Origin of the sequence: Parvularcula lutaonensis (genome assembly GCF_014651915.1) — a bacterium.
In the GTDB taxonomy this organism is placed as follows: domain Bacteria; phylum Pseudomonadota; class Alphaproteobacteria; order Caulobacterales; family Parvularculaceae; genus Parvularcula; species Parvularcula lutaonensis.
Window position 1 is genome coordinate 546947 of record NZ_BMXU01000001.1, and the last position, 26755, is coordinate 573701.

A 26755-nucleotide genomic window follows, 5' to 3' on the forward strand; every position below is an offset into this window, starting at 1 on the left:
TTCGGACAAAAAAGGGGTTGATCGCACTTCCGCGATTTTCTATGTGCGCGGCTCGGGCGCAGCCCACTGCGCTCCCTTCGTCTATCGGTTAGGACGCCAGGTTTTCAACCTGGAAAGAGGGGTTCGATTCCCCTAGGGAGTGCCACTTTTCTTCCTCTATTCTGCCATTGTTTCGGCAAAGTCTTGTGACACTTTGCGACAGAAGCGGCCCGTCCTGAGAAAGGCCTGCGACAAGGTCGGGACAGGGTCATGGCGGAAGAGAGGAGTCCTGCCATGTCGCTCAAGACCGTCATCACAGCCGCCCTGGCGCTCGGTGCCGTCGCCTGTGCCAGCCAGTCCCAGGCCCAAGCCGCGCCGGGTTGGCGTCTCAATCCGGCTGCATGCCCTGATCTTCGCGAGGATATCCGTGATGCCCGTGTGACGCGGAGCAGGCGGGACCTGCGCGAGGACCGGCGTGACCGCCGCGTCACCAATTGCCCGGCCTCTGCCTTCGTCTTTGTCGGCAGCCAGCGGACGAGAAAGCCCCCGCGGCCTCATTTCTCGGCGATCTACGTGACCTCCGGCGGGACCTATTACGGTATTCGCAGCGGTCGCCGTGTGCCGATCCTGATCGTCGAGAGATGAGCCCCTAACCAGCCCACGAGCCGGGTCTGGAAAAAACAACCCACCTCGCTGGCGGGTCGCTTCTTCGGAAGGACAAGGCTGGCACCAGAATTTGTGCGTCGGTTCGCGCCGACCGGCTTCCACAGCCGGTCGGTCTCGTGATGTCAGCCTTCCAGCTCTTCCCGCTTCATCTCCAGTTCCAGCCATTGCTCTTCTGCGGCCTCCAGCGCTTCCTGCGCGGCGGCGAGGCCCTTTTGCGCCTTGTCGAAAGCATCGGGGTCCTTGGTGAAGAGGTCCGGGTCGGCGAGGGCGGCTTCGTGCGTTGCGATCTCCGCCGAGAGCTCTTCCATCCGTGCCGGGAGGGTTTCGAGGGCGTGCTTGTCTTTGAAGCTGAGCTTGCCGGAGGATTTCCTGCGGGCAGGGGGCGAAGCTTTCTTCTCCGCTTTCGGAGCGGATTCCTTCGGCTTGAGCATGTCCTTGCGCTGGCGGGCCATGTCGGCATAGCCGCCGGGATATTCGCGCCAGCGGCCGGGGCCCTCCTCGGGCACGGGCGTCAGGACACTGGTGACCACCCGGTCGAGGAAGTCCCGGTCATGGCTGACCAGCATCAACGTACCCTGATAGTTCGCCAGCGCCTCTTCGAGAACATCGAGCGTCTCGAGGTCGAGATCGTTGGTCGGCTCGTCGAGCACGAGGAGATTCGACGGCTTGGCGAGCGCGATGGCGAGCGCCAGCCTGCCGCGCTCTCCGCCTGACAGTGCACCGATCGGCTGGCGCGCCTGCTCGGGGGAGAAAAGGAAATCCTTGAGATAACTCAGCGCATGGCGCGGCTGGCCCCCGATGGTGATCTGGTCTCCGCGTCCTTCGGTCAGCGCGTCCATCAGGCGGGTCGTGTCCTTGAGACCCGCCCGTTCCTGGTCGAGGCCGATGATCTCCAGCTTCGTGCCATGCCGGACCATGCCCTCATCAGGTTCCATCTGCCCAAGGAGCAGTTTGAGGAGGGTCGTCTTGCCCGCGCCATTGGGCCCGACAATGCCGAGGCGATCGCCACGGTTGAGCTTCAGGTCCAGGCCCGTGACTATCGCCCGGTCGCCATAGGAAAAGGAGAGGCCCTTCGCCTCGATCACCTGCTTGCCAGAAGCCTCCGCCTCGCTCACCGTCAGGTCGACGGCCCCCTGTGGCCCGCGTCGCTCCGCACGCTGACGGCGAAGGTCGCCGAGCTGAGCGAGCCTGCGAACATTCCGCTTGCGGCGAGCGGTGACGCCAAACCGAAGCCAGTGCTCCTCGCGCACGATCTTGCGGTCGAGCTTGTGGGCGGCGAGTTCCTCCTCTTCGAGGACCTTGTCGCGCCAGCTCTCGAAAGCCTTGAAGCCCTCGTTGAGGTGGCGCGTCTCGCCGCGGTCGAGCCAGACGGTCTCCGTCGTCAGGTTATCGAGGAACCGTCGGTCGTGGCTGATGACAACCAGTGCGGAGCGGCTGCGCTTGAGCTCGCTCTCCAGCCAGAGAATGGTATCGAGGTCGAGATGGTTCGTCGGCTCGTCCAGCAGCAGCACCTCGGGCTGCGGCGCGAGCGTACGGGCAATCGCGATGCGCCGCTTCTCGCCCCCAGAGAGCGGCTTCGGATCGGCGGAGGGGTCGATCCCGAGTTCCGCCAGCAACCGTCCGACTTCGCCGGGATCATCCGTAGGCGACAACCCGCCCATCACGACATCCTCGGCCGTTGCGTAGGCCGAGAAATCGGGATCCTGCTCGAGATAGTGGAACGTCGTGCCGGACCGCACGGTCCGCTCGCCGCTGTCCGCTTCCACAATGCCCGCCGCGATCTTCAGGAAGGTCGACTTGCCCGACCCGTTGCGGCCGACCAGTGCGATCTTCGCGCCGTCATGGACGACCATTTCGGCACCGTTGAGCAGCGGCGTGCCTCCAAAGGTGAGGCGAATGTCTTTGAGCGAGAGGAGCGGGGCAGCCATCCGCGCTCGGTAAGCGGGGGACGACGCTGATGCAATCCTCGGCGGATCGTGGCATGGGGCGGTATGGTTCGTATTGCTCTCACCGTTATCGCTCTTTGTCTCTCGACCGCCGCACAGGCGCAGAACACCGCTGGCGTCTTCGGCCCGATCATCAAGGAAGGCCACAAGCTGGCGGAGTATCGCTTCTCCAGTGGAGAGCCCTTCGACAACCTCACGCCCTGGGCGCAGAGGATCTTCTACGAACAGTCGTTCAATGACCGTCTGATGGGCAGGCTCGAATACCAATGGCGGGACCAGTCGGAGTTCACCGATGCCCAGTTCGAATTCCTTCGCGCGATGCTGTGGATCGATGCCGGCAAGCTGACCGAGAACTGGCATACCGGCTTCCGCATCGATGCGAGGGTCCGGGACGGTGGCAGGCCGGACGACATTGCGCTCAGCTGGTCGAACCAGTTCACGCTCTCCGAGGATACCTTCGCCCGCTTCGTGGTGATGAGCTTATTCAATATCGGCGACGGAGTCGATGCATCGCCTGTCATCGAGACCCGTTCGAGCATCTTCAAACGCCTCGACAGCGGGCACAGCATTGGCGTCGAACTCTATGACAACCTCGGCCAGGTGAACGCCTTCGCATCCTTCGAAAAAGGGCGTCACGAGATCGCGCCCGTCATCACCTGGCCGGTGCCCGGGCCCTACACGCTGTATACGAGCGTCTCGTTCGGCCTGTCCGATCCCGTTCCCGATTACGGGCTGCGCCTTCGGGTCGGGCGCCAGTTCTAGGCGCTGCTCCCGCGCCGGTTGTGCGCGCGCTTGCTGCTTTCTCCTAGCCTTGGCGCCGCGGGGCGCTAGGCTCCGCTTCTGACTGAACAAGGGAACCCGCCATGCTGCTCAGCCTGACCGCTGCGCTGTTCCTCAGCGCCGCTGCCATCGACGACCACGATAACGGGGCGGCTAAAGGCTCCCGCGCCAAGATCAGCCAGGTCGCAGGCGAGACCACCAGGCGCTGGGACCTGAAAGGCGAGGACTTCGACTACGACGTGAGGGCGGGCTTCCTCCCCCTCGGGCCTGAAGGCGCACCGGACGCCGAGATCTTCCACACGGCCTATCTCAAGAAGGGCGCGGATGCTTCCGAACGGCCAATCACCTTCGTCTTCAACGGCGGGCCGGGCGCAGCATCGGTCTACCTGCACATGGGTGCGCTGGGGCCGAAGCGGATCGCCTTCACCGAAGATGGCGACATCAAGGCACCGCCGGTGGAGCTCGAGGATAATCCCGACAGCTGGCTACCGTATACGGACCTCGTCTTCATTGACCCGGTCGGGACGGGCTTCTCGCGGTTTGTCGGGGAAGCAGCGGAGATGGAGGGCGGCGAGCCCAAGGGAGCCAAGGACTATCAGTCCGTAAGCGGAGACCTCCGCGCCTTGGGCGAGTTCATTGAACGCTACCTTGCCGAGAACAATCGCTTCCTGTCGCCGGTCGTCGTGGCCGGCGAGAGCTATGGCGGCTTCCGCGCGGCGATGCTGGCGCAGCTCCTTCCGCGCCAGCATGACGTGCCGCTATCGGGTTCGGTTCTCATCTCTCCGAAGTTCGATCTCTTCGGAGGCCGCAGTGACAACCTGCACCCCGCGCCATGGCTGACCCGCGTGCCGAGCTATGCCGCTTCTGCTGCCAGCCAGGGCAAGGGACTCGCCGACGAAAAGCTCACCTCGATCGAGGCCATGGCCGGCATCCTCGAGGAGGCGGAAGCCTTCGCGGTCGAAGACTACACGCGCTACCTCGTGCAGGGCGAGATGATGGACGAAAGCGAGCAGGCGGAAATCCTCGAGCGCTTCGCCGAGATCACCGGCGTCAGCGAAGGCTTTGCCAAGCTCCAGCGCGGGCGGGTCTCGCAGTCGGAATATGCGAGCGAGCTGCTGCGCGAGAACGGCCAGCTCGTCGGGATTTACGACGCAACGATTGCCGTCACTGATCCCAGTCCTGAGCAGTTCGAGTCCGGCTACAATGACGACCCGCTCTTCGTCCTGTCAGGTCCCTACCGCGCGGGGCTTATCAGCTATCTGTCGGAGATCGGCTTTTCCATGCCTGACCGGCGCTACGACAGCCTGTCGGGTTCTGTCGGCTCGGCTTGGCGCTACTATGTCGGCTCGCCCAAGCGGCCCCAGCCGCCCGCCGCCGCCGAGGCGCTACGTGAGGGGCTGACGATGAACAAGCACCTCAAGGTCTGGATCACCCATGGCGCGATGGACCTGCAGACCCCCTATTTCGAGAGCGCCTATGTCATTGCCAATATGGGTATTCCGGAGTCCGTCCGCGGCAATGTCCGGCTCGATACCTATTATGGCGGGCACATGTATTACATGCACCGACAGTCCTCGAAGGAATTTGCCGAGGATGCGGGGGCGTTCTTTGAAAGCCTGGGTGACTGACTGCGCGCCTCACGGCCTGACCGTGGGGCCTCCAGCCTGAACCAGTCAGCAGGCTGATGGGGCAAGCTGCTCAACCCACGATTCCCGGGCCACGCCTTTGCCGTGGGAGGGGATTTGGCCGATCAGTCGAAAAGGCTCGACACCGACTCCTCGTTCGCGATCCGGCGGATCGCTTCGCCAAGGAGGCGGTCGACGGAGACCACGTCGATCTTCTTCGCGCCTGCGCGTCGCCCGTCATCCGCGATCGAGTCGGTGATCACCAGCTTCGAGAGGTGCTCGGAGGTCTCGACGCGCTCGACGGCTTTGCCGGACAGGACGCCGTGGCTGATATAGGCTTCGACCTTCGTGGCGCCCTTGCCCTTGAGAGCTTCAGCGGCGTTCACCAGCGTGCCACCCGAATCAACAATGTCGTCGAACAGGATGCAGTCCATGCCGCTGACGTCGCCGATGATGTTCATCACTTCCGACACGCCAGCCTTCTCACGCCGCTTGTCGACGATCGCTAGGGGCAGGTCTCCAAGGCGCTTTGACAGCGCACGGGCGCGAACCACGCCGCCGACATCTGGCGACACGATACAGGTGTTCGAGAGGTCATCCCTCCGTGTGCGCTTGATATGTTCTTCGAAAACCGGCGTGGCATAGAGATTGTCGGTCGGAATATCGAAGAAGCCCTGGATCTGCCCTGCGTGGAGGTCCATCGTCAGCACACGGTCAGCGCCGGCCGTGGTGATGAGGTTGGCCACCAGCTTGGCCGAGATGGGGGTGCGGGGCCCGGCCTTCCGGTCCTGTCGCGCATAGCCGAAATAGGGGATGACCGCGGTGATCCGGCTGGCCGAAGCGCGGGCCAGCGCATCGATCATGATGAGCAGTTCCATGAGGTGGTCATTGGCCGGATTGGACGTCGACTGGATGACGAAGACATCTTCGCCCCGGACGTTCTCCTGGATCTCGACATGCACCTCGCTGTCATTGAAGCGTTTCACCTGCGCATTGGCGACAGGGGTATCGAGGCGTTTCGAGATGGCTTCTGCGAGGGTGAGGTTCGAGTTCCCGGTGAGGATTTTCATGGCGCTGGCTCCTGGACGCGCGGGGTTTGTGACGGCCCCATGTCAGGAGTCAAGAAGCTCGGGTCACGCAAGCGTGACCATGATGGCCGAGACGTTGTGGCCGAATTGCTTCTCGCCTCTTCGCTGCGCGGCGCGATAGCTGAAATAGCGCTCGGACTCTGCCAGCGTATCTCCGCCGACATCGTCGATCCTGTCCGCCGTGATGCCGGCATCCTGCAGCCTGTCGCGGACGAACCCCGTATGGTCATAGAGGCTCCGGCCAGTGCCGAGCGCTTCGAAGTGCCGCGTGGCTTCTGGAAACCCGGCCGTCACTTGGGCGATCAGGTCGTCCCGGACCTCGAAGCTGGCCCGTCGCAATGACGGGCCGATCACGGCGCGAAGCTCTGAAGGCTCAGCGCCTTTCGATGCCATAAGGTCGACCGTGCTCTGAATAATACCGAGGAGGCTCCCGCGCCATCCTGCGTGAACCGCCGCGACCATCCCGCCGCCTTCGATCAGGATTGGCACGCAGTCCGCGGTCAGGACAGCAACCGCCAGACCCGGCGTGAGGGTGACGAGGGCATCGGCTTCGGGCCGCCTGTCGTGGTCGAAAGGCACATCGATGAACAGCGCGCGGGCGGAGTGCGTCTGCTTGGCGGTCAGCACGTGGTCCGCGCCAAGCGCTCTCGCGATGCGCCTGCGGTTCTCCACCACCGGTTCCGGGGCATCGCCCGAATGAAAGCTGCCATTGAGGCCGGCGAAGACGCCCTTGGACACACCGCCTTCCCGGCTGAAAAAGCCGTGCGGCGACGAGATCAGCGCACTGACGAGCCTCGGCGGGCTCATTCGAAACCTGGAGGGACCGGGCTCCCCTTGGGGGATAGCGCCAGCACCTTGAACAGGCTTCCCATGCCATCCCGGTCGATGAGGCGAAGCCCGCCAGAGACGAACTCCTCGCGTTTCTTCTCATCAGCGATGCCTTTTGCCACCGCTTCAAGGCGGAGCTTCAGGCCCAGTCGTTCGAGGAAGTCGCCCTGGCGCACAGGGCCGTCCGTGCGCAGCTCTTCGGCGCGCGCGCGGCGGGCGAGGGCGGAGAAATCCACATGGGCGGTCACGTCTGCGAGGCCCGGTTTCTGCAGCACGGGCCAGAACTGGTGTCCTTTCATCGCCTGCAGCGTGTCGCCATAGCCTGCGCGACCGTGGCCGTAGTCGATGATGAGGGCACGGCCCTTGGCATCGCGCAGGCGGTGGCCGATCTCGGCGATGATCTCACCGCCAACCGAACAGGTTTCGAAGATATCCTCTGGCTTCGCGCCGGGCGGCATGCCCTGTTGCCCGCCATATTCCTTTTCGGAAAGCACGAAGGCCAACCGATCGTCATCGGTCAGGCCGACGAGACGCTCGCGCCAGGGGGTGTCGCCATCGCTGGCGGTGCGGACGAACTGCCTGATGGGCAGGCAGTCGAAGAATTCGTTGGCGACAAGCAGGGTCGGGCCGAGGGGCACGTCCTCGAGCTTGTCCGCCCAAGTGATCGTCACCCCGGTCTCCGCCAGCAGATGTTTCTGCGCATAACGCATGCGCCCCGAAGCCTCGATCATGTAGACATGGACGGCCTGGAGGAAGCGGGGACGGACCTTCGCCACACGGAGGATGTCCGACATCAGCGTGCCGCGTCCGGGGCCCAGTTCGACGAGGTTGAATGCAGAGGGCGCGCCCATTGCTTCCCATGAATGCACGAGCCAGCTCCCGATCAGCTCACCGAAGACCTGGCTGATCTCAGGGCTGGTCGTGAAATCGCCCTGCGCGCCGAGAGCGGTCTGGGTGGCGTAGTACCCGTGCTGGGGGTGGATCAGGGCGTCGGTCATGAAATCGCCGACGCGGATCGGACCGTGATCGCGGATCAGCTTGACGAGCCGTGTTTCGAGCGGTGTCGGCGTGTCGTCCTCAATTTGCGTCTTGCTCATGCTGCGTTCCGGGTCCCTCTGAACCGGGGGTGCCCGCGGTAGAGGAGGAAGAGGCCGACGAGCACCATCGGTAGCGACAGAAGCATGCCCCGGGTCAGGAAGCCAAGGGTCGCCGCATAGCTGTCGGGCTCACGGAAGAACTCCACGAAGAACCGCGATGCTCCGTAGCCTGCAAGGAACAGCCCCGTGGCTGCGCCGCGGAAGCGCAGGATCCGGAACCGGGTCACGGCAATGCGGAGGACAATGAAGAGAAGGACACCTTCGAGCGCGGCTTCATACAGCTGGCTCGGATGCCGCGGCACCGCATCGGCTGCGTAGATCCAGCGGTCCTGCGCCTCGCTGAAGTAATCCGGGAACCGCATGCCGATCCAGCTATCGGTCGGACGGCCGAAGAGCTCGCCATTGATGAAGTTCGCCAGCCTCCCGAAGAACAGGCCGATGGGTGCCGCGCAGGCGAGAAGGTCGCCGATGCGCAGCGGGTCCGTTCCCCGCTTCTTGGAAAAGATCCAGGTGACAAGGGCGACGCCGATCAGGCCACCGTGAAAGCTCATGCCGCCAGTCCAGACGGCGAGGGGAGGCCAGACCGGAATCGTCCCCAGAAGCTGCGGCCAGTCATTAAAATCCTGCCAGATCAGCTCTGGCCGGTAGAACATGACGAAACCGAAACGACCCCCGAGAATGACGCCAAGGATGATCCAACTGACAAAATCGTCTAACGCCTGTTTATCGAGCGGCGGGCGTTCAGGGTTCCTGATCGAGCCCCTGGCGTTCCATAGTTTGTGATCCTTGAGCAGCTTGCCAAGGTAAATCCAACCCAATGAAATGCCTGCCAAATATGCAAGAGCATACCAACGGATCGGCAGCGGGCCGAGGTGGAAGAAAACCGGGTCGATCTCTGGGAAATTCATGCTTCGCCCTTAGTCCGATTGGGTGACGCTGAACAGCGTCGGGCTTGCGGGTTTTCCACAGTCCGTGCTTGATCCTGTTAGGGCCGTGGGCGGTATTGAAAACCGTTCATTCACCGATGGGTTGTATCACAACCTCTGTTCGTTGTGTTGGGAACAGCGGGCAGCGACTCGCCTTGGTGGGTGGGGCGCAAACTTCGCGGACGGGTGCGACATCAGGGAAGGCGTCGTTTCGTTCATTGGTATGGTGCGGTGATCAAAGGGGATTGCAGGGAAGAACAGACGTGGTTGATGCTTGACGGCAGTGGGATTTGGGAGCTTTTGCTCGTCGTCAGTTGATAGCATCGAGGCCATTCACATGCAGACGAAATCGCCAGTCTTCGACGGTGTCGCGAAACTTATCGCGGAGGCCGCGGGAACGGCCGACGGTGTGCGCCGTGAGGCAGAAACTGCCTTGGCGAGCCAGCTGCAGCGCTTTCTGGCGGACCAGGACCTGGTCACGCGTGAGGAGTTCGAGACCGTCCAGGAGATGGCAGAACGCCTGCGTGAGGAGGTTGAGGCCCTGAAAGCAGAGGTCTCGGAGCTGAAGAAGAGCTGCTAGCCAGGCGGCCATCCACGCGTCCCAGCAATGAGCGGTGATCATCGCGGACGGGCCTTTTGGCCCGAAGGCGGTGAAAAGTGTTCAGTAGGACAGCTTCGACGATTGCGTTGGTACTGCTTCTGGCAGCTTGTAAATCTGGGGGAGCCGATGGCGGTGCCCCCGTGGGCGGTGCTCCCGCTCCCAATCCGGCACCGGCCCCTGCGCCGGCTCCCAGCCCCGATCCGGCCCCTGCGCCGGCTCCCAGCCCCGACCCGGCCCCTGCGCCGGCTCCCAGCCCTGACCCGGCCCCCGCGCCGGCTCCCAGCCCCGACCCGGCCCCCGCGCCGCCTCCCAGCCCCGACCCGGCCCCCGCGCCGGCTCCCAGCCCCGACCCGGCCCCTGCGCCGGCTCCGAGCCCGACCCCGGCGCCCCAGCCGACCACTCCTCCGGCTCCTCCTCCGAATCCGAAGAACAACCCGGACGACGCCGCTCGTTTCTTGGTGCAGGCGAGCTTCGGCCCGACGCCCCAGACGATCGTGGATGTCCAGACCCTCGGCTATGAAGGTTGGATTCAGGACCAGTTCGGCAAGCCTCTCGGTCAGGACCTGCTGGCTCGTTACCAGGACCACCTGGCAGCCGGCGGCGTGAACAAGCGTCTCGGCCACATGGTGCAGTTTTGGGAGCACGCGCTTTACGGAGATGACCAGCTCCGTTGGCGCTCGGTTCTCGCGCTGTCGCAGATTTTCGTGGTCTCCTACCAAGACCCCGAGCTCGTGCCGCTTTCGCAGGCGGGTACGGTTTTCCTGACCTATCTCCGTGACGAGGCGCTGGGCAATTACTGCGACCTCGTTCGCAAGGTTACTTACAGCCCGGTGATGGGCATGTACCTGACCTATCACGGCAACCGTAAGACGGACCCTGTGAAGGGCTTCGTTCCGGACGAGAACTATGCCCGCGAGATCCTCCAGCTCTTTACCATCGGCACGGAGGAGCTGAACCTCGACGGAACCAGCAAGGGCGTCGAGACGTATGACAGTTCCGACATCAGCGAACTGGCGAAGGTCTTCACGGGCCTCAACTCCGAGGGTGTCCTCTTTGCCCGCGGCGCGCGCGACCCTGAGTCGAACAAGCCGATGATCGGCTTCGACTATCAGCACGAGCCAGGCACGAAGACCTTCCTCGGCACCACGTTGAACAACGGCACCGACACGATCGCCGATGTGAACGAGGCCCTGGACCACATTCTCGCGCACCCGAACGTTGCTCCGTTCGTCGCCAAGCAGATGATCCAGAAGTTCGTCACCTCGAACCCGTCGCCGGCCTACGTCCAGCGCGTGGCGCAAGCCTTCAACGCTGGGCAATACCAGTTCAGCGATGGCTCGACCGCGGGCACGGGACGGCGCTGTGACATGAAGGCGACGCTCGCCGCAGTCCTTCTCGACCAGGAAGCGCGCAGCCCGACCTTCTACCAGCGTGACGACTACGGGAAGGTCCGCTCGACGCTCCTGCGTCAGGCCCAATTCCTTCGTCTGTTCACTGTGCCGCGCCAGATTTCGACCACGGGCATCCTGCCGGACATCGGCGCTCTGGGCTTCGACAACTCGAAGAACAACATGCCCTTCATGTTCGGACCGTCCGTATTCAACTTCTACCGCTCGACCTATGTTCCGGCGGGTACGGAGATTGCGCGCCGCGGCATGGTCGCCCCGGAGATGCAGATCTTCACGGCGGACAACATCCTCAACATCACCGATTGGACGCAAGGAAAGTTCGTCGGCAACTTTACCGGTGGCAACTCTGTCCTCATCAAGGACAACGACTACCTGGCGCAGCTCGCACGCACGCCGGACCAGCTCGTCGATGAGCTCGATACGCTGATGACCTATGGCACCCTCGCGCCCGAAGTCAGGCAGCACATGATCGACATGCTCAGTGAGATCGAAAGCAGCCGGTCGCCGTCACAGGTGTCCGACAACGGTCTCAGCCAACGTCTCAGCATCGCTGCATCGATGTTCATGACGACCCCTGAATACATCGTCCAAAGGTAGGCTCATTATGACGACCAGACGCGATTTTCTCAGAACAAGCCTCGCCGGCGGCATCGCCGTCACTTCGATGAGCCTGCCTGCGGCGGCTCAGGCACAAACCCCCGGCTACAAGGCGCTCGTCTGTATACTGCTGGACGGTGGTATGGACAGCTTCGACTGCCTCGTCCCGAACACGACGAACGACTACAATCGGTGGAGCGGCTACCGCCAATCCATGCTCAAGGGCTATGACCCCGGCCAGCGGGACATGTCCTCGCTCCATGCCCTGACGACGGCAGGCAGCCCGAACCTCGGCTTCGTGCCGGAGATGGCCGACATGGCCACGCTCTACAACGAAGGGTCGATGGCGATCGTCTCGAATGTCGGGCCGCTCGTCCAGCCGACCACGGCAGCTCAGGTTGCTGCGGGTACGGCGCAACTGCCTCCGCGCCTGGAAAGCCACAATGACCAGCTTGCGATCTGGCAGACCATGGCCCCCGACGGGCAGGCGACCGGCTGGGCGGGCCGTTTCATCGACCAGTTCGGCGACCTTGATCCGCTCGCGCGCATCACCGTCGGCCGCCCTGCACCGATGGCTCCGAGCGACCTGTCTCCTGGGATCACCCTGTCGCGCGGCTCGCTGACCCTGCCGCTCGGCATGGGCGAGAGCCGGATCTACGGTAGCCCGTGGCTTCCGAGCCAATTCGAGCGTCACTATCGTGGCCAGAACCGTTCGTATTCGAACATCCTGATGCAGGAGGTTCTCAACGCGCAGAACCGGGCGCTTGATGGCTCGATCTCCCTGCAGGACGCGCTGGCGATCCAGACCGCAGGTGGTGCTGTCGCACGGCCGGGCAACGACCTCTCCAATGACCTCGCCATGGTGGCTGACGTCATCGCGCACCACCAGCAAACCGGGGTCAGCCGCCAGGTCTTCTGTGTGCAGATGTACGGCTTCGATACCCACGCAAACCAGGCGGATCGCCTGCCGCCGCTCCAGGCAGAGCTCTCCGAAGCGTTGCTCTCCTTCCACCGCGGCATGGAAGCGATCGGTATGGAGAACGATGTCACCACCTTCACGGTATCGGACTTTGGCCGGACGCTGGTCGGCAACTCGAACGGCACCGATCACGGCTGGGGCGGCATGTCTTTCGTCGTCGGTGGTGCGGTCAATGGTGGCCGCTTCGTCGGCAATGTCCCGCCATACAGCACCGGCCACGGCCAGGACTGGCGGCGCGGGGCGCTGATCCCCGAGACCTCCATCGAGCAGTTCGGCTCGGCGCTCGGTAGCTGGTTTGGTGTCGACAATGCCGGGCTCGACAATGTTTTCCCCAACCGGGGCCGCTTCGACATGAACGCGACACAGATCTTCTAACTGCAGGTCCGCCGAGCCACGGGGCAGGGTAGCCCCTTTTTCCCGATCGGTTGGTGCGTTCCACCAGCCGGTCGGGATCGTTTTGTCTCCGACTCATTCCTTATCCAGATGTGCCCCGGTCGTCCGCGACTCCGCTTGGCGCTGGTCCCGAGTCATCCCCCTATGGTCATCACTCGCCCCCGGGTTGCCGCCAGGGCGCGCTTCGCCATACGGAGACGGCCATGACGCTCACGGATTTTTCGTACGAACAGCAACCGATCGACCCCATCGAGATGATCGAGTCGCTGGCCCGTGCGCGGGATCTTGACGCCCAGCGTGTCGATGACACCGAAGTCCATGTCTGTCTCTCGGGCTCCTGGCGCGACGTCTCCATGTGGTTCTCTTGGCGGCGCGAGGCACAGGTCCTGCAGATCGGCGCACCTCTCGAGATCAAGGTCCCGAATGCCCGCAAGGCCGAGGTGCTGAAGCTCCTTGCCCTGATTAATGAGCGTCTCTGGGTCGGCCATTTCGACCTCTGGCAGCGTGACGGCGAGGTGGTTTACCGCAATGGCGCCGTGCTGTCTGAAGCCGAGGGGCTCTCTCACGGCCAGGCCGAAGTCCTGCTGCGCGGCGCCATGGAAGCCTTCGAGCGCTATTATCCGACGTTCAACTACGTCGTCTGGGCAGGAAAGAGCGCCGAGGAAGCGATCGCTGCCTCGATTCTCGATGTCGAGGGTTCGGCTTAAATATCCGCTCCCGGAGCATCGTAGACGTCGACGCCTTCTGACCGCTTGAGGGCATTGACCACCTTGTAGGTCACCGGCGTCAGCAGGGCTTCCCACGCGACCTTGAGCGCATAGTTCGTCACCATGACTGTGAGAACGAGCTCCAAGGTCCACACGCCGAGGAAGGCGAGGGGATAGAAGATCAGGCTGTCGACGCCTTGTCCCACGATCGTGGAGCCGATCGTTCGCTGCCAGAGCCGCGAGCCTTTCATGCGCACCTTCATCACCGCCATGACCCGCGCATTGGCGATCTCCCCGAAATAGAGTGCCAGCAGCGAGGCCGCGACGATCCGCGGCGCCTGTCCGAAATTGGCCTCGAAGGCCGATTGTCGGTCGATTCCGCCGATATCAGCGTTCCAGCCCGGCGCGGGCGGCATCAGGGTGATGATCCCCGCCATCACCGCTGCGAACAGTGCCGCTGCCGTTGCCGCTCGGATCGCCCGCCTTGCCCGTTTGTAGCCATAGACCTCGGTCAGCACGTCGCCGAGCACATAGGAGAGGGGGAAGAAGAGGACACCGGCACCAAAGGCGAAGCCTCCGATATCCGCGACCTTCCCGGCGCCGATGATGTTCGAGCAGACGACAATGACGCAGGTCGCGGCGAGCAGCAGGTCGAAATACTTGAAATGCCTCGCAGAGGCTTCTTCCCCGCTGATATTGCGCAATGCTTCTGCCATGGCCCTGTCCGGTGCTGCCGAGGCCCGTCCTAGCCTCGGAGGCGAGAAAGGGAACCTGTCCGCTCGGCCCCCTTGGGTTCTGGGCAGACTCCGCTAAAGCGCCAGCCATGACCAAACCGATCAGCATGATCCAAATCGGCGCCGGCTCCATGGGCGGCGCTCTTCTGAAGTCCTGGATAGACAGCGGCGTCATCGACCCGGCATCTTCTGCCATCATCGACCCACGCCCGACGCCGGAACTGGAGGAGATGTGCGGCAAGGCCGGCCTCGCCATCAATCCCGAAGCCGATCGCGGTTACGACCTCTGCGTTCTCGGGATCAAGCCGCAGATGTTTGGCGGCATCGTGCCCGCGCTCGACTGGCCGGAATTCGGCGACACGCTGTTTGTTTCCATCGCTGCGGGCATCACGGTCGAGGAGATCGGCATGCTCCTCAAGCCGAAGGCTCCGGAGCCCCGCGTCCTCCGCGTCATGCCAACGCTTCCCGCCAAGGTCCGCGCGGGCGTGACTCTTCTTGCAGAGAACCCTGCGCTCTCCGCCGAGGATCGTGCCATGGGCGAGCGCCTGATGGCCGCTGCCGGTGCGGTGCACTGGTGCAGGGACGAGGATGAGCTCGACCGCCTGATGGGGGTCACGGGCTGTGCCCCCGCCTTCCTGCTTCGTGCTGTCGAAGGCCTGATGGCGGCAGCCGAGGACCAGGGCGCCAGCACAGAGGATGCGCGCTTCCTCGCCGAGCAGACCTTTATCGGGACCGCTAAGCTGCTCGAGGCCGACGGGCGTGATCCCGGCACTCTTCGGGAGGCCGTGACCAGCCCTGGCGGGACGACGGCCGCGGGCCTCGATGTCCTGAACGAAAGAGGAATCGTGGAAAGCTTCGTTGCGGCTGTCGCGAACGCGTACAAACGCGCGCAGGAACTGGCCAAAGGCACGAAATAGCTGGCCCTCGTTCGCGGGCGCCTTTAAGAACTTCGATCGATGACCGGCATGATCGTCACTGCGCGTCACGGGCGCCCCAATGTTGACCGCAGCGTGAAGATCACGGCGCGGGAATACGGGCGCTGGTGGGCGAATTACGACCTGACGGGGCTCGCTCCCGACCAAGAGCCGCCGCAGAGCCTCATCGACATCGCCTCGAATGCCGAGGTCGTCCTTTGCTCGACCATGCCGAGGGCGATCGAGACGGCCGACGCCGTGGTCGATAGTGCCCGGATCGTTCCGCGGGATTCTCTCTTCGTGGAAGCCCCGTTGCCGCCGCCGCCCTTTTTCCCAGACTGGATCAAGCTGACGCCGACGACGTGGGGCGTCATCAGCCGCACCTTCTGGTTCCTCGGCTACGCGCCCAAGGGTTGCGAGAGCCACCGCAAGGCCCGCAAGCGGGTGAAGGCCGTGGCCGACCGCCTGGTTGCGGAGGTCGAAAGCTCGGGCGGTGACGTTCTTCTTTGCGCGCACGGTTATCTCAACTGGATGATTCACCGTGTGCTGATCAAGCGCGGGTGGGAGCTGGTCGAGCACCGGGGCGGCAACGACTACTGGTCCCACAGGGCCTACCGCAAAAAGGAAAAGGTGAGGAGCCGCGCAGCAAGGCCGCGCCGCGCCTCGATGGCTGCCGAATGACCCAGAAGACCGACACGGATGTCGCGGCGCTCTCCTTCGAGGAAGCGCTGAAACAGCTCGAAGCGATCATCGCGAAGCTCGAAAGCGGCGAGGTCGCGCTCGAGGAATCCATTACGCTCTATGAGCGCGGCGCAGCGTTGAAAGCCCACTGCGAGAAAACCCTCGCCGCAGCCCGTGAGCGAATCGAGAAAATCGTCGAAGGCAAGGGCGGCGACGTGAAGGCTGAGCCTGCGAGCTTCGAATAGTCTGGGCCGGCGTGCCGCAGCATTGCTTGCTTGCGGCGCAGGACAGAACCGCTTAGCCCTTAAGGGTTATGCCAGTGAACACCCCCCTTCTTGACCGCGTCACCGTTCCCTCCGACCTGCGCAAATTGCCGAAGTCTGACCTTCGCCAGCTTTGTGACGAACTGAGGGCGGAGGTCGTGGATGCGGTGTCCCATACGGGCGGGCACCTTGGTTCGGGACTGGGGGTCGTGGAGCTGACCACGGCGATCCATTACGTCTTCAACACGCCAAAGGACCGGCTGATCTTCGACGTTGGCCACCAGTGCTACCCGCACAAGGTGCTGACGGGGCGGCGGGACCGGATCAGGACCTTGCGCCAAAAGGACGGTCTGTCGGGGTTCACCAAGCGGTCCGAGAGCGAGTACGACCCCTTCGGCGCGGCCCATGCGGCGACCTCGATCTCAGCGGCTGTGGGTTTTGCTGCGGCGCGGGATCTCAAGGCCGAAGCGGGCGACAAGTCCGAGGAAGACCGCCGGGTCATCGCGGTGATCGGCGATGGCTCGATGTCGGCGGGCATGGCCTATGAGGCGATGAACAATGCCGGCGACCGCGCTTCCCAGCTCACCGTCATCCTCAACGACAACGACATGTCGATCGCCCCGCCTGTGGGCGCGATGTCGGCCTATCTCGCCCGCGCGGCGAGCTCGGGCAGCTATCAGGGCTTCCGCAACCTCGCCAAGCAGCTGACCAAGAACCTGCCCAAGCGGGTCCGCGATCTTGCCGCCAAAGCCGAGGAGTATGGCCGCGGCATGGTGACCGGCGGGACGCTGTTCGAGGAGCTGGGCTTTTATTACGTCGGCCCGATCGACGGGCACAATCTCGACCACCTTCTTCCCGTGCTCGAAAACGTCAAGGACATCACCGATGGCCCGGTTCTGGTCCATGTCGTCACGCAAAAGGGCAAGGGCTACCAGATGGCCGTGGACAAGGGCGACAAGCTCCACGCGGTCTCGAAATTCGACGTCGTCTCGGGCGAGGAGAAGAAGTCTGTCTCCAATGCGCCGTCCTACACCTCCGTCTTCGCCCAGCAGCTGATCGAGGAGGCGCGGAAGAACGAGCGGATCGTCGGCATCACCGCGGCGATGCCCTCGGGCACCGGCATCGACAAGTTCATGAAGGAATTCCCGGACCGCACCTTCGACGTCGGCATCGCCGAGCAGCACGCCGTGACCTTCGCGGCGGGGCTGGCGGCGGATGGCATGGTGCCGTTTGCGGCGATCTATTCGACCTTCCTGCAGCGGGCTTACGACTCGGTCGCCCATGACGTGGCGCTGCAAAACCTGCCGGTCCGCTTCGCGATGGATAGGGCGGGCCTCGTCGGCAATGACGGCGCGACCCATGCGGGGGCGTTCGACACGGCCTATCTCGGCTGCCTGCCGAACATGGTGCTGATGGCCTGCGGCGACGAAGCCGAGCTCCAGGCGATGACCCGCACGGCTGCCGAGTTCGACGAGCACCCGATTGCCTTCCGTTTCCCGCGGGGCGAGGGCGCTGGCGTCGAGATGTATGAGGCGGGCAAGGTGCCACTTCTCGAGATCGGCAAGGGCCGCATCGTGAAGGAGGGGACCAGTGTCTGCCTCCTCAATTTCGGCGGCAGGCTTTCCGAGGTCCTCAAAGCGAGCGAGATCCTCGGTGCCCGCGGCCTCTCGGCCACCGTCGCCGACGCCCGCTTCGCCAAGCCTCTGGACGAGGACCTGATCCGCAGGCTCGCCAAGGAGCACGAGGTCCTCATCACCATCGAGGAAGGCTCGATCGGCGGCTTCGGGTCCTTCGTCCTCCACTTCCTCGCGCGCGAAGGCCTCCTCGACCTCGGCCAGCTCAAGGTCCGCACCATGCACCTCCCCGACCGCTACCAGGACCAGGCCAGCCCCAAGGAAATGTACGAAGAAGCAGGTCTCATGGCAGAAGACGTCGCGAAGCAGGCCCTCATGGCCTTCGGCCAGGAGCCGCAGGCAGCCGACGCCCGCGCCTAAGCCATGCGCCTCGACCAGGCGCTCGTTGAAAAGGGCCTCGCGCCCAGCCGTGCTCGCGCGCAGGATATGATCCGTGCGGGGCATATCCTTGTCGATGGTGCGGCTTCAACCAAGCCCGCGGCGAAAGTCGCCACCGGCGCTCGCCTCGAGGTCAAAGGCGAAGCCCATGACTATGTCTCCCGCGCCGCCCTCAAGCTGGTGGGCGGGCTCGATACCTTCGCCATTGATCCTGCAGGCAAGACCTGCCTCGATCTCGGCTCGTCCACCGGGGGGTTCACCGACGTGCTCCTGAGACGCGGCGCAGCGAAGGTCTTCGCTGTCGATGTCGGCACGGACCAGTTGCACGGGACCCTCCGCCGCGACCCCCGCGTTGTCAGCCTTGAGAACACCCACGCAAAGGCATTGAGCCGGGACCTTGTCGCAGACCCGGTTGATCTCTTTGTCTGCGACGTGAGCTTCATCAGCATCAGGAAAGCCCTCCCGCCAGCCCTTTGCTTGGCATCGCCCGCGGCTGAACTCTGCACTCTCGTGAAGCCGCAGTTCGAGCTTGGTCGCGAGGCCATCGGCAAGAATGGCCGCGTCTTAACGCCCCCGGAGGAGCAGGAGGCCTATATTCGCCGCGAGATCGTGCCGTTCCTCGGAAATCTCGGTTGGCCGGTTCATGCTCTTGCCGTAAGTCCCATTGCCGGGGGCGAGGGCACGTTGGAGTTTCTGCTTCATGCGACGAAGACGCCCACCTAAGCGCGCCTCGGCCAAGGCGGTGATCTGCACACTGAGGGTAGATGGCCTCAATGCTTCCGGCGAAGGGACGGCTGGGTCTGTCCGTGTACCGTTTGCGCTGCCAGGGGAGCGGGTTGTTGCTTCAGTGTCCGGCCATGCAGCGAGAGTGCGCGACCGCCAGACAGATGCGGAGGATCGGCACGAGCCTGTCTGCCCGCATTTCGGCCTCCCCGGCGATGGTTGCGGCGGCTGCTTGCTGCAGCATCTGGGCGCCGACCGGGCGCTTGAGCTGAAAGAAGAGCGCCTGCTGTCAGCGATCAGGCGCTTCTTCCCCGACGCCGAAATCGCTGCTGTCCATCGCTCGCCCCCGAAAAGCCGCAGGCGCGCCAAGCTGGCCGTCAGGCCCAATGCAGCCGGGTTCAGGGAGCTGGCCGGAAAGAAAATCATCGACCTTCAGTCCTGTGACGTTCTGCACCTGGAGATCTTCGGCCTCCTCGCGCCGCTGAAGGAACTGGCGAAAACCCTGGACGAGACTTTCGACGCGCAGGTGACATGCACGGCGACGGGATTGGACGTCGCCATCGAGGGTATTGACGAGAGCGAACTGAGCCTCCGCGCCCGCGAGGCGCTGGTCGACTTCGCGCAGGAAAGGGACCTTGCGAGGCTCTCCGTCGACGGCGTGCCCATGGCCGAGAGGCGCACCCCGCGGATCGAACTCGGCGGGGTCTCCGTCACGGTGCCATCCGGCGTGTTCCTGCAGGCCACCTTCGAAGGCGAGAAAGCGCTGATCGGCGAGGTGCTGGCGGCGTGCAAAGGCGCCGCTTCGGTTGCGGACCTGTTCTGCGGCCTCGGCACCTTCGCCCTGCCGCTCAGTGCCAGGGCCAAGGTCTTTGCCGTCGATGCAGCGGGACCGGCGGTCGCTTCGCTCGATGCGGCTGCGAAGGCCGCCGACCGACCGATCGAGGCCGAGGCGCGCGATCTCTTCAAGCGGCCGCTGATGGCAGGTGCGCTGAAGCCCTTCGGCGCGATCGTCTTCGATCCGCCGCGGGCCGGGGCAGGGGACCAGGCCGCAGAGATCGCTGCCTCCGGCGCCGAGACCATCGTTGCTGTGAGCTGCAACCCGCAGAGCCTCGCCCGCGACGCGGAGAAGCTGGCTGCGGCCTACGATCTCACCCGCCTCGCGCTGGTGGATCAGTTCGGCTGGTCGCCCCATGTAGAAGCGGTGGCGGTGTTCAAACGGAGGTAGCGATGGGGCTGGTCGGCACGATCGAGAGGCGGATGCGCGAGGCACAGTACCGCGCGGCGACGACGGCGAAGGTCGGCTGGTTCTCGACCTTCTACGTCATGGGGCGCCACATCGTCGGGCCGCTGACCAAGCCCGGCGAGGTGCCGAAGCCCAGCAAGACGCCAGCGCCATCGCTCGCGACCATGCGCGCCGCGTTCGGCCAGCTCTTCGATGATGAGTGGGCAGACATCGACCGTGGCGTCTACAGGATGCCGCGCGAGTTTCGTGAGCGGCCCGACCCCTTCCGTTCCCTGAGCAATGCGCGGGATTACCTGCGTGAAGCGAGGGCTGTGGCGAAGCGTGCCCATACCCCCGGCGGCGGCGTCGAGGTCCGCGAGCGCACATCCGACGACTTGCCGAACTACTACCGCCAGAATTTCCACTTCCAGTCGGATGGCTGGCTGTCCGAGCGCTCGGCCAAGGTCTATGACACGCAGGTCGAGGTCCTGTTCACCGGCTCTGCCGACGCGATGCGCCGTCGCGCTCTGCCCTTCATCGCCGAGGAAATCCGGCGGCTGGTCCGTGAGGGACGCGCCGAGAGTGACATCCACTTCGCTGACGTTGCCTGCGGCACGGGCCGCCTCCTCAGCGATGTGGTGGATAATTTCCCTGACCTGAGCATCTCAGCGGTCGATCTTTCAGAGCCCTATCTCGGCGAAGCGCGCCGCGCTGCCGAAGGTGCCAGAAATGCCCGCTTCATCGGTGCCCCCGCGGAGAAACTGCCCTTTGCCGATGGCTCAGTCGATATTCTGACCACGGTCTATCTGTTCCACGAGCTTCCGCCGAAGGTCCGACGGGAGGTGGCTGCGGAGATCGCGCGTGTGCTGAAGCCCGGTGGACTCTACGTCCACCTCGATAGCGTGCAGTATGGCGACACTTCGATGGATGCTCTGCTGGAGGGTTTTCCGGCCGCGTTCCACGAGCCCTACTATGACAGCTATTGTAAAGAGCAGCTTGCGGAGCTTTTCGGCGAAGCAGGGCTGGAGCCTGACGGCCAGCGGGTCGGGTTCCTGTCGAAGGCTTCGGCGTTCAGGAAACGCTGAGTACATCCCAGGGCGGAACGCAATGCGATCCGCCCTATCATCACTCCTCAAACACCCTGAGCGCGATCTGCGCGCTCGCCACTTCCCGCTCCCGGTCGCCCTGCCAGCCGCGGGCTTCGACAAAGGCAATCCGCCTGCCGACCCGTTGCACGGACACGGCGACGTCGAGGTCCACGTCCCGGCTTCCGCGGAGATAGCTCGTATGCACGCTGATGGACCGAGCCCTTAAAGGCTCTGGCGTCCGACTCAGCACTTCGAGCGTTGCCGCATACTGAAGGAATGCAGAGATCACACCGCCGTGCAGCGCCCGGATCACCGGGTTGCCGATATGCGGCTCGTCAAAGGTCAGCCGGTAGCGCTGCTCTCCGTTCTCGATCGAGATTCGGGTGCCGAACCAGGCGCCGATGTTCGAGCCTTCGACGAGAGCCCTCGCTCGCGCGAGGGTTTCCTCGGAAACGTCAAGAAGATCGCGTCTCATATCCGGCTCACCTGCGCTGAGCGCGTGCCGACCATGAAGGTCCCCGCGGCGGTGGCTAGAAGCGTTCCGTCTTCGGACGTTGCCTTGCCGCGCACGATGGAAACATCATCCATGATGCCCTCGCAGATCGCCTCGCAGACAATGTTCTCCCCCGGCTTCGCATGGGTGTAAGTATCGGTCTGCAGGTTGATCGTCGCGAGGGGCTGGAAGGTTTCGAGGTCCGACCATGTCGCCATGCCCATGATGGTATCGAGCAGGATCGTCATCAGGCCTGGATGGATTGTGTCGCCGTCGAGGAAGCGCTCGCTCGGCGTCACCCGCACGGCGATCTCTCCACGACCGACCCGCAAGGGTTTCGGCGCCAGTTCCGAGAACAGGGGATGTTCCTTGGTGAAAGCCGCCTGAATACCCTGGAAGGCCATGGCGATTCCGGGAGCGAGGGGTTGCGGCGCGTCGGTCATCGCGTTCTCAGTCTTTCTTCCTCGTACTGAATGCCCCAGCCGATGATCTGGCGCCATAGCGCCTCGGCGAGGGCAGGGGGAAGGGATTGCTCTTCGGCCCGGGCACGGACCTTGTCCACAACCTCCTGGATGCGCCAGGGCACGGTGGCCTCGTCCGGTGAGTTCTTGAGCTGCCATGCCCGGTCCACATAGGTCCAGCGCTCGGCCAAGAGGTCCACGAGCGCCTTGTCCAGCCGGTCGATCTCCGTCCGGACTTCGCTCATCGTCTTGCAGTCTTCAGCTTTCATCCTGCCCCCTCCGGTCAGGTAGCGGGCTCCTCCCGCGTGTCGATATCCGCGCCGCGTTCCAGCGTCCTGTGCACCGGGCACCGGTCGGCAATCTGGAGGATACGCTGCCTCTGCTCTTCACTCAATTCGCCTTCCAGGGATACTTTACGGGTGAAGTGGTCGATCGGCGGCTCCTTCTCCATGGCATCTGCGGCGCCGTCGGCGTGACGCTTCTCATGATCCACCTTGACGGTGACCCGATCGAGGGGAAGCTTCTTGAAATCCGCATACATCCTGATGGTCATCGTGGTGCAGGCCCCAAGGGCGATCGAGAGATACTCGTAGGGCGAGGGGCCAGTCCCAAGGCCGCCTTTGACCGCGGTCGGCTCGTCCGCCAGCAGGCGGTGCGGACCGGCTTTGACCAGGGCCTGGAATTTGCCCTGTCCGGTCTCGCGCACCTCGACTCCCATGGCCTCTTCCTCGGCTCCCTGGGCAGCCGCCACGCCGTCACCGATATAGCGCTCGGCCCAAGCCGCGATCACGTTTGCGGCATAGGCAGCGTCTTCCTTCTTGCTGAGCAGGTGGTCGGCCGTATCAAGACTGATGAAACTCTTCGGATGCTTCGCAGCGACGAACAAGCGGGTGGCATTATCAATGCCAACGACATCGTCCGTGGGCGCATGGAGGATCAGGAACGGCCGCTTCAGCTCTGCTGCGCAGGCTTCGATATCGTGGGCCTCAAGGTCGTCGAGGAACTGCTTCCGGATACGGAAGGGACGATCGGCCAGGCTCACCTCCGCTTCCCCCTTCTCATGGATCTCGTCCAGCTTGCCGCCAAACTGCTCAGCGACATGACTGGTGTCAGCGGGCGCCGCGATGGTTGCTACGGCTTTCACGGAAGGCAGGTCCCGCGCCACCGCGATCACGGCTGCCCCGCCAAGCGAATGGCCGACCAGCAGCGCCGGGGCTTCGTAATTGTCAGAGAGGAACTGCGCGGCAGCCTTGAGGTCCCCGAGGTTCATCGTGAAGTTCGTCGACACGAAATCACCGCCCGATCCACCGAGCCCGGTGAAGTCGAAGCGAAGGACAGCGATCCCTGCCTTGGTCAGCGCCGTCGCCACGGCTCGGCTGGCGGTCAGGTCCTTCGAACAGGTGAAGCAATGGGCAAAAAGCGCAAAGGCTTTCGGCATGCCTGCAGGCATATCCAGCCGAGCAGACAGCTTCGCGCCGCCTGCGCCGTCGAATTCGATATGGACGGGTTTGGCCATGGATGTCCTCCTCGCTCCTTTGACCGGAATGGGCCCAGTGTCGTTCCTGCGCCAGTCTTCGCCGCAGTGCCCCCTGTGGTTACGTGCGGGTACCGCTGCGATCGCAGTCTTTCGGGGTGGCAACAATTTCGGAAAACTCCTAAATGATTTTCCGAAAGGGAAGTCGGGCTCATGGTCACACGTCTGTTGTTGTTCGTCGTTTTGCTATGTGGGCTGGCGGGCTGCGGCGGCGAGCCTGAAGCGGGCGAGGGCCGGAGCGAGGCTGTTCTCGCTGACTACGCAGGCGACTGGGAGGGCGAGCTCCGGCTCATGGGCCAGAGGCTTCCTCTGGTCCTGCATATCGAACCGGGCACCGATGATGCGGTCACCCTCGACAGTCCGGCCCAGAGCGCCTTCGGCATCGCTGCCTCTGACTACGGCGTCGAGGAGGGCGTCCTCGATCTCCGCTGGGACGCTCTTGGGGCGCGTTATGTCGGCCGGTTGAGCGAGGATGGCGAGCAGATCTCGGGGCAGTTCTCCCAGAACGGCCCCTATTTCGAGCTGAACTTCATCCGCGCCGGGACTGCTCCCGCTACCGAGGGAAGCCCTCGCGCCGAGGCGGCAATGCCGAATCGTCCGCAGGAGCCGCAGCCTCCCTTTCCCTACCAGGTGGTCGAGGTCATCTTGCCCGAGGAGGCAGGCGCGCCGCGACTCGGTGGGACGCTGACCATGCCTGACGGTGAAGGGCCATTTCCCGGCGTTGTGTTGCTGACCGGATCGGGACCTCAGGACCGGGACGAGACGATCCTGGGGCATAAGCCTTTCAAGCTGATTGCGGACCGTCTCAGCCGGAACGGCGTTGCGGTCCTGCGCCTCGATGACCGCGGCGTGGGCGAAAGTGGCGGCGATTTCGCCGCGACAACCATGGACGACAAGGCGGCAGATGCGCGGCGCGCGATGAGACGCCTTGCAGACGAAGAGCATGTTGGCGCGGTCGGCCTGCTCGGTCACTCGGAAGGCGGAATGACGGCCTTGCTTGCAGCCGAGGGTGCTGAGGTCGATTTCATCGTGACGCTCGCAGGTCCGTTCGTGAAACCTGATGTCCTGATCGTGGAGCAGCTCAGGCTTGCCCTTGAACGATCGGGCGTCCCCGCTGCGACCGTGGAGCAGCAGACAGCGCTTCAACGCCGTCTCCTCGACGCTGCACTCGATGCAGACACGCCCGGTAAAGCTTGCGCCTCCGTCGCGGCGGTTGCCGAGGAATTTGGCGAAGCCATCAAGGCACAGGCAGGGCAGCTCTGCACGCCGAGCTTTTTCTCTTTCCTGCGCACGGACCCTGCCGCATTGGCAGCGGGTTACGACGGTCCGCTTCTTGCGCTGTTTGGCGAGAAGGATTTCCAGGTCCCGCCGCAGATGAATGCAGATGCTCTCCGGGCGATTGCCGGCGACCGCGACAATGTCGAGATCGTCGTCGTCCCGGACGCGAACCATCTCTTCCAGACTGCCGGAACCGGGCTGATCGAGGAATATGGAGAAATCGAGGAGACCATGCGCGAGGATGCCCTCGAACAGATTGCCTCTTTCGTCAGCGGTCAGACAGAAAGGTAATTACTTGATCGCCTTGTATCGGGACAGGGCCTCCTCGCGCATCTTGCCGTGGTCAACGATCGGCTCGGGGTAGTCTTTCCCAAGCTCGACCCCAGCCTTTCGCAGCACGTCCTTCGGCGCTTGCCAGGGCGCATGGATATGCTTTTTCGGCATGTCTTTCAGCTCCGGCACGTGCCTGCGGACATAGTCCCCGTCCGGATCGAATTTCTCGCCCTGCGTGATGGGATTGAACACGCGGAAGAAGGGCGCGGCGTCGGCGCCGCATCCTGCGACCCACTGCCAGCTTGCAGTGTTGGAGGCGGGGTCGGCGCAGACCAGGGTGTCCCAGAACCATTTCATGCCCTTGCGCCAGTCGACCAGCAGGTCCTTGACAAGAAAGCTTCCGACAATCATCCGCACGCGGTTATGCATATGCCCCTCGGTCCAGAGCTGGCGCATCCCGGCATCGACAATGGGATAGCCGGTCTGGCCCTTCTTCCAGGCTTCCAGCTTGTCTTCGTCATTGTCCCACTCGAACCCCTTGAACTTGTCCATCAGTGGTTCGTCGAACATGTGACCGAAATGGTAGAGGAGATTGTAGCTGAACTCCCGCCATGCGAGTTCGGAGAGGAAGGTGTTTCCTTCTTCCTGCGGAATGTCTCCGTCCTCGATCTTCTGCTGCATCTCACGATACATCGTGACCGGAGAAATTTCGCCGAAGTGGATGTGCGGCGCCATGCGTGAGGTATGGTCAAGATCGGGACGATTGCGATGGCTGGCATAGTTCTTGGCGCCTTCGCTCTTCAGCCAGTCAAGCCAGCGCCTGCGCGCGCCCCGCTCGCCGGGTGTCCAGACCGGCTCGAAGCCCTCGGCCCAGTTCGGCCTGGTCGGCAGCAGCCCCCAGTCATCGAGCTTGTCCGTGTCCGGAACACGGGATGGGGCTTCGAGCTTCTGCACCTTCGCAAGCGGGTCACGGATGTCGCGCTGCTGCACCTGCTTCCAGTAAGGAGTATAGACCTTGTACGGACCACCAGACTTGGTACAGATCTCCCAGGGCTCGTTAAGCAGCCGCCCGTTGAAGCTCTTGACCTCGAAGTCCTCTGAAAGCTGCTCTTTCAGCGCTTTGTCCTGTTCGATCTGCCAGGGCATGTAGCGGCGGTTCCAGTAGACCGCCCCGGCACCGAGTTCTTCGGCAATCTGCGGGACGATCATCCCGGCATTCCCCCGCCTGAGGATCAGGGTACCACCGAATTTTTCGAAATCGTCCTGCAATGCGGAGAGCGAGTGGTGCAGCCACCATCGTTGGGCGCCACCCATTTTCCACTCACCCGCAACTTCGTCGTCGAGCACGTAGAGGCAGGCAACGGCGCCGCCGCGATCTGCAGCCGCTCTCAGGGCCGGGTTGTCGTCGAAACGGAGATCTTCGCGGAGCCAGACGAGGGCGGGCTTTTCAATCATGCC

General features: G+C 63.8%; 26 protein-coding genes and 1 tRNA gene. 16 read left to right on the forward strand and 11 right to left on the reverse strand.

Annotated features, from left to right (window positions below):
• The first annotated feature begins 70 nt into the window (after positions 1-70).
• A tRNA-Glu gene (locus IE053_RS02500) sits at positions 71-145 on the forward strand.
• 128 nt (positions 146-273) lie between these two features.
• On the forward strand, positions 274-624 hold the full coding sequence (locus IE053_RS02505; RefSeq protein ID WP_189571224.1) for a hypothetical protein: 351 nt from the start codon (positions 274-276) through the stop codon (positions 622-624).
• Between the two features lie 143 nt (positions 625-767).
• Here the strand turns inward: IE053_RS02505 and IE053_RS02510 are convergent, their stop codons facing one another.
• Positions 768-2573, reverse strand: coding sequence for an ABC-F family ATP-binding cassette domain-containing protein (locus IE053_RS02510; RefSeq protein ID WP_189571240.1), 1806 nt, complete (start codon positions 2571-2573; stop codon positions 768-770).
• A 63-nt stretch (positions 2574-2636) separates the two neighbouring features.
• Here IE053_RS02510 and IE053_RS02515 point away from each other — a divergent pair, with 63 nt between their 5' ends.
• Positions 2637-3353 (forward strand): hypothetical protein, encoded by a 717-nt coding sequence (locus tag IE053_RS02515; RefSeq protein ID WP_189571243.1) that lies wholly within the window; start codon positions 2637-2639, stop codon positions 3351-3353.
• A gap of 101 nt (positions 3354-3454) precedes the next feature.
• Positions 3455-4999 (forward strand): S10 family peptidase, encoded by a 1545-nt coding sequence (locus IE053_RS02520; protein WP_189571246.1) that lies wholly within the window; start codon positions 3455-3457, stop codon positions 4997-4999.
• Between the two features lie 122 nt (positions 5000-5121).
• Here the strand turns inward: IE053_RS02520 and IE053_RS02525 are convergent, their stop codons facing one another.
• The 4 genes from IE053_RS02525 to lgt all read right to left on the reverse strand — a co-directional run bounded on the left by IE053_RS02525 (position 5122) and on the right by lgt (position 8917).
• Positions 5122-6066 carry a ribose-phosphate pyrophosphokinase gene (locus tag IE053_RS02525; protein ID WP_189571249.1) on the reverse strand — a complete coding sequence of 315 codons (945 nt, stop codon included), beginning with the start codon at positions 6064-6066 and terminating at the stop codon, positions 5122-5124.
• Between the two features lie 63 nt (positions 6067-6129).
• Positions 6130-6891 (reverse strand): peptidoglycan editing factor PgeF, encoded by a 762-nt coding sequence (gene pgeF, locus IE053_RS02530; protein WP_189571252.1) that lies wholly within the window; start codon positions 6889-6891, stop codon positions 6130-6132.
• The gene (locus IE053_RS02535; protein WP_189571255.1) at positions 6888-8009 is read right to left on the reverse strand and encodes a class I SAM-dependent methyltransferase; all 1122 of its coding nucleotides are present in this window, start codon (positions 8007-8009) and stop codon (positions 6888-6890) included. Before IE053_RS02535 ends, pgeF begins: the two co-directional genes overlap by 4 nt.
• Positions 8006-8917, reverse strand: coding sequence for a prolipoprotein diacylglyceryl transferase (gene lgt / locus IE053_RS02540; protein WP_189571258.1), 912 nt, complete (start codon positions 8915-8917; stop codon positions 8006-8008). The genes IE053_RS02535 and lgt overlap by 4 nt, the downstream gene beginning before the upstream one ends.
• 355 nt (positions 8918-9272) lie before the next feature.
• On the opposite strand from lgt, the gene IE053_RS02545 reads away from it, so the two are divergent.
• From IE053_RS02545 to IE053_RS02560, 4 genes are all read left to right on the forward strand, one after another.
• Entirely contained in the window at positions 9273-9515 is a 243-nt protein-coding gene (locus tag IE053_RS02545; protein ID WP_189571261.1) for an accessory factor UbiK family protein, read from the forward strand.
• A gap of 479 nt (positions 9516-9994) precedes the next feature.
• A complete protein-coding gene (locus IE053_RS02550; RefSeq protein WP_229786121.1) occupies positions 9995-11542 on the forward strand; it encodes a DUF1800 domain-containing protein in 1548 nt (515 codons plus the stop codon).
• A 7-nt stretch (positions 11543-11549) separates the two neighbouring features.
• Complete coding sequence (locus tag IE053_RS02555; protein WP_189571267.1) at positions 11550-12896, forward strand: DUF1501 domain-containing protein; 1347 nt, start codon at positions 11550-11552, stop codon at positions 12894-12896.
• 221 nt (positions 12897-13117) lie between these two features.
• Positions 13118-13621, forward strand: coding sequence for a type III secretion system chaperone family protein (locus IE053_RS02560; protein ID WP_189571269.1), 504 nt, complete (start codon positions 13118-13120; stop codon positions 13619-13621).
• Here the strand turns inward: IE053_RS02560 and IE053_RS02565 are convergent.
• Complete coding sequence (locus tag IE053_RS02565) at positions 13618-14337, reverse strand: queuosine precursor transporter (RefSeq protein WP_189571272.1); 720 nt, start codon at positions 14335-14337, stop codon at positions 13618-13620. The two genes, IE053_RS02560 and IE053_RS02565, sit on opposite strands and share 4 nt — an antisense overlap.
• Before the next feature lie 107 nt (positions 14338-14444).
• Here IE053_RS02565 and proC point away from each other — a divergent pair, with 107 nt between their 5' ends.
• The 7 genes from proC (at position 14445) to IE053_RS02600 (ending at position 21255) form a co-directional block, all read left to right on the forward strand.
• Positions 14445-15272: a pyrroline-5-carboxylate reductase gene (gene proC / locus IE053_RS02570; protein ID WP_189571275.1), complete on the forward strand. Its 828-nt coding sequence runs from the start codon at positions 14445-14447 to the stop codon at positions 15270-15272.
• Between the two features lie 39 nt (positions 15273-15311).
• Positions 15312-15950, forward strand: coding sequence for a histidine phosphatase family protein (locus tag IE053_RS02575; RefSeq protein ID WP_189571277.1), 639 nt, complete (start codon positions 15312-15314; stop codon positions 15948-15950).
• A complete protein-coding gene (locus tag IE053_RS02580; RefSeq protein WP_189571280.1) occupies positions 15947-16195 on the forward strand; it encodes an exodeoxyribonuclease VII small subunit in 249 nt (82 codons plus the stop codon). Before IE053_RS02575 ends, IE053_RS02580 begins: the two co-directional genes overlap by 4 nt.
• 68 nt (positions 16196-16263) lie before the next feature.
• Positions 16264-18207, forward strand: a complete 1944-nt coding sequence (gene dxs / locus IE053_RS02585; protein ID WP_189571285.1) for a 1-deoxy-D-xylulose-5-phosphate synthase — start codon at positions 16264-16266, stop codon at positions 18205-18207.
• A gap of 3 nt (positions 18208-18210) precedes the next feature.
• Complete coding sequence (locus IE053_RS02590; protein ID WP_189571288.1) at positions 18211-18948, forward strand: TlyA family RNA methyltransferase; 738 nt, start codon at positions 18211-18213, stop codon at positions 18946-18948.
• Positions 18926-20173, forward strand: a complete 1248-nt coding sequence (locus IE053_RS02595) for a class I SAM-dependent RNA methyltransferase (RefSeq protein ID WP_189571291.1) — start codon at positions 18926-18928, stop codon at positions 20171-20173. Before IE053_RS02590 ends, IE053_RS02595 begins: the two co-directional genes overlap by 23 nt.
• Before the next feature lie 2 nt (positions 20174-20175).
• Complete coding sequence (locus tag IE053_RS02600; protein WP_189571293.1) at positions 20176-21255, forward strand: class I SAM-dependent methyltransferase; 1080 nt, start codon at positions 20176-20178, stop codon at positions 21253-21255.
• Positions 21256-21295: 40 nt separating this feature from the next.
• On the opposite strand, the gene IE053_RS02605 is transcribed toward IE053_RS02600, so the two are convergent.
• From IE053_RS02605 to IE053_RS02620, 4 genes are read right to left on the reverse strand one after another with little or no spacing between them, the layout of a single operon-like run.
• On the reverse strand, positions 21296-21733 hold the full coding sequence (locus IE053_RS02605; protein ID WP_189571296.1) for a PaaI family thioesterase: 438 nt from the start codon (positions 21731-21733) through the stop codon (positions 21296-21298).
• Positions 21730-22194 carry a PaaI family thioesterase gene (locus IE053_RS02610; protein ID WP_189571299.1) on the reverse strand — a complete coding sequence of 155 codons (465 nt, stop codon included), beginning with the start codon at positions 22192-22194 and terminating at the stop codon, positions 21730-21732. Before IE053_RS02610 ends, IE053_RS02605 begins: the two co-directional genes overlap by 4 nt.
• Entirely contained in the window at positions 22191-22481 is a 291-nt protein-coding gene (locus tag IE053_RS02615; protein ID WP_189571302.1) for a chorismate mutase, read from the reverse strand. Before IE053_RS02615 ends, IE053_RS02610 begins: the two co-directional genes overlap by 4 nt.
• Before the next feature lie 14 nt (positions 22482-22495).
• Complete coding sequence (locus IE053_RS02620; RefSeq protein ID WP_189571304.1) at positions 22496-23728, reverse strand: bifunctional alpha/beta hydrolase/OsmC family protein; 1233 nt, start codon at positions 23726-23728, stop codon at positions 22496-22498.
• Between the two features lie 171 nt (positions 23729-23899).
• On the opposite strand from IE053_RS02620, the gene IE053_RS02625 reads away from it, so the two are divergent.
• Complete coding sequence (locus IE053_RS02625; protein WP_189571307.1) at positions 23900-25315, forward strand: alpha/beta hydrolase family protein; 1416 nt, start codon at positions 23900-23902, stop codon at positions 25313-25315.
• Here IE053_RS02625 and IE053_RS02630 read toward each other — a convergent pair whose 3' ends face one another.
• Positions 25316-26752 (reverse strand): cryptochrome/photolyase family protein, encoded by a 1437-nt coding sequence (locus IE053_RS02630; RefSeq protein WP_189571310.1) that lies wholly within the window; start codon positions 26750-26752, stop codon positions 25316-25318.
• Positions 26753-26755 lie beyond the last annotated feature (3 nt).

Coding starts and splice junctions, on each gene's coding strand:
- IE053_RS02505 (WP_189571224.1), top strand. CDS start 274: ATGTCGCTCAAGACCGTCATCACAGCCGCCCTGGCGCTCGGTGCCGTC.
- IE053_RS02510 (WP_189571240.1), bottom strand. CDS start 2,573: ATGGCTGCCCCGCTCCTCTCGCTCAAAGACATTCGCCTCACCTTTGGA.
- IE053_RS02515 (WP_189571243.1), top strand. CDS start 2,637: ATGGTTCGTATTGCTCTCACCGTTATCGCTCTTTGTCTCTCGACCGCC.
- IE053_RS02520 (WP_189571246.1), top strand. CDS start 3,455: ATGCTGCTCAGCCTGACCGCTGCGCTGTTCCTCAGCGCCGCTGCCATC.
- IE053_RS02525 (WP_189571249.1), bottom strand. CDS start 6,066: ATGAAAATCCTCACCGGGAACTCGAACCTCACCCTCGCAGAAGCCATC.
- pgeF (WP_189571252.1), bottom strand. CDS start 6,891: ATGAGCCCGCCGAGGCTCGTCAGTGCGCTGATCTCGTCGCCGCACGGC.
- IE053_RS02535 (WP_189571255.1), bottom strand. CDS start 8,009: ATGAGCAAGACGCAAATTGAGGACGACACGCCGACACCGCTCGAAACA.
- lgt (WP_189571258.1), bottom strand. CDS start 8,917: ATGAATTTCCCAGAGATCGACCCGGTTTTCTTCCACCTCGGCCCGCTG.
- IE053_RS02545 (WP_189571261.1), top strand. CDS start 9,273: ATGCAGACGAAATCGCCAGTCTTCGACGGTGTCGCGAAACTTATCGCG.
- IE053_RS02555 (WP_189571267.1), top strand. CDS start 11,550: ATGACGACCAGACGCGATTTTCTCAGAACAAGCCTCGCCGGCGGCATC.
- IE053_RS02560 (WP_189571269.1), top strand. CDS start 13,118: ATGACGCTCACGGATTTTTCGTACGAACAGCAACCGATCGACCCCATC.
- IE053_RS02565 (WP_189571272.1), bottom strand. CDS start 14,337: ATGGCAGAAGCATTGCGCAATATCAGCGGGGAAGAAGCCTCTGCGAGG.
- proC (WP_189571275.1), top strand. CDS start 14,445: ATGACCAAACCGATCAGCATGATCCAAATCGGCGCCGGCTCCATGGGC.
- IE053_RS02575 (WP_189571277.1), top strand. CDS start 15,312: ATGACCGGCATGATCGTCACTGCGCGTCACGGGCGCCCCAATGTTGAC.
- IE053_RS02580 (WP_189571280.1), top strand. CDS start 15,947: ATGACCCAGAAGACCGACACGGATGTCGCGGCGCTCTCCTTCGAGGAA.
- dxs (WP_189571285.1), top strand. CDS start 16,264: ATGCCAGTGAACACCCCCCTTCTTGACCGCGTCACCGTTCCCTCCGAC.
- IE053_RS02590 (WP_189571288.1), top strand. CDS start 18,211: ATGCGCCTCGACCAGGCGCTCGTTGAAAAGGGCCTCGCGCCCAGCCGT.
- IE053_RS02595 (WP_189571291.1), top strand. CDS start 18,926: ATGCGACGAAGACGCCCACCTAAGCGCGCCTCGGCCAAGGCGGTGATC.
- IE053_RS02600 (WP_189571293.1), top strand. CDS start 20,176: ATGGGGCTGGTCGGCACGATCGAGAGGCGGATGCGCGAGGCACAGTAC.
- IE053_RS02605 (WP_189571296.1), bottom strand. CDS start 21,733: ATGAGACGCGATCTTCTTGACGTTTCCGAGGAAACCCTCGCGCGAGCG.
- IE053_RS02610 (WP_189571299.1), bottom strand. CDS start 22,194: ATGACCGACGCGCCGCAACCCCTCGCTCCCGGAATCGCCATGGCCTTC.
- IE053_RS02615 (WP_189571302.1), bottom strand. CDS start 22,481: ATGAAAGCTGAAGACTGCAAGACGATGAGCGAAGTCCGGACGGAGATC.
- IE053_RS02620 (WP_189571304.1), bottom strand. CDS start 23,728: ATGGCCAAACCCGTCCATATCGAATTCGACGGCGCAGGCGGCGCGAAG.
- IE053_RS02625 (WP_189571307.1), top strand. CDS start 23,900: ATGGTCACACGTCTGTTGTTGTTCGTCGTTTTGCTATGTGGGCTGGCG.
- IE053_RS02630 (WP_189571310.1), bottom strand. CDS start 26,752: ATGATTGAAAAGCCCGCCCTCGTCTGGCTCCGCGAAGATCTCCGTTTC.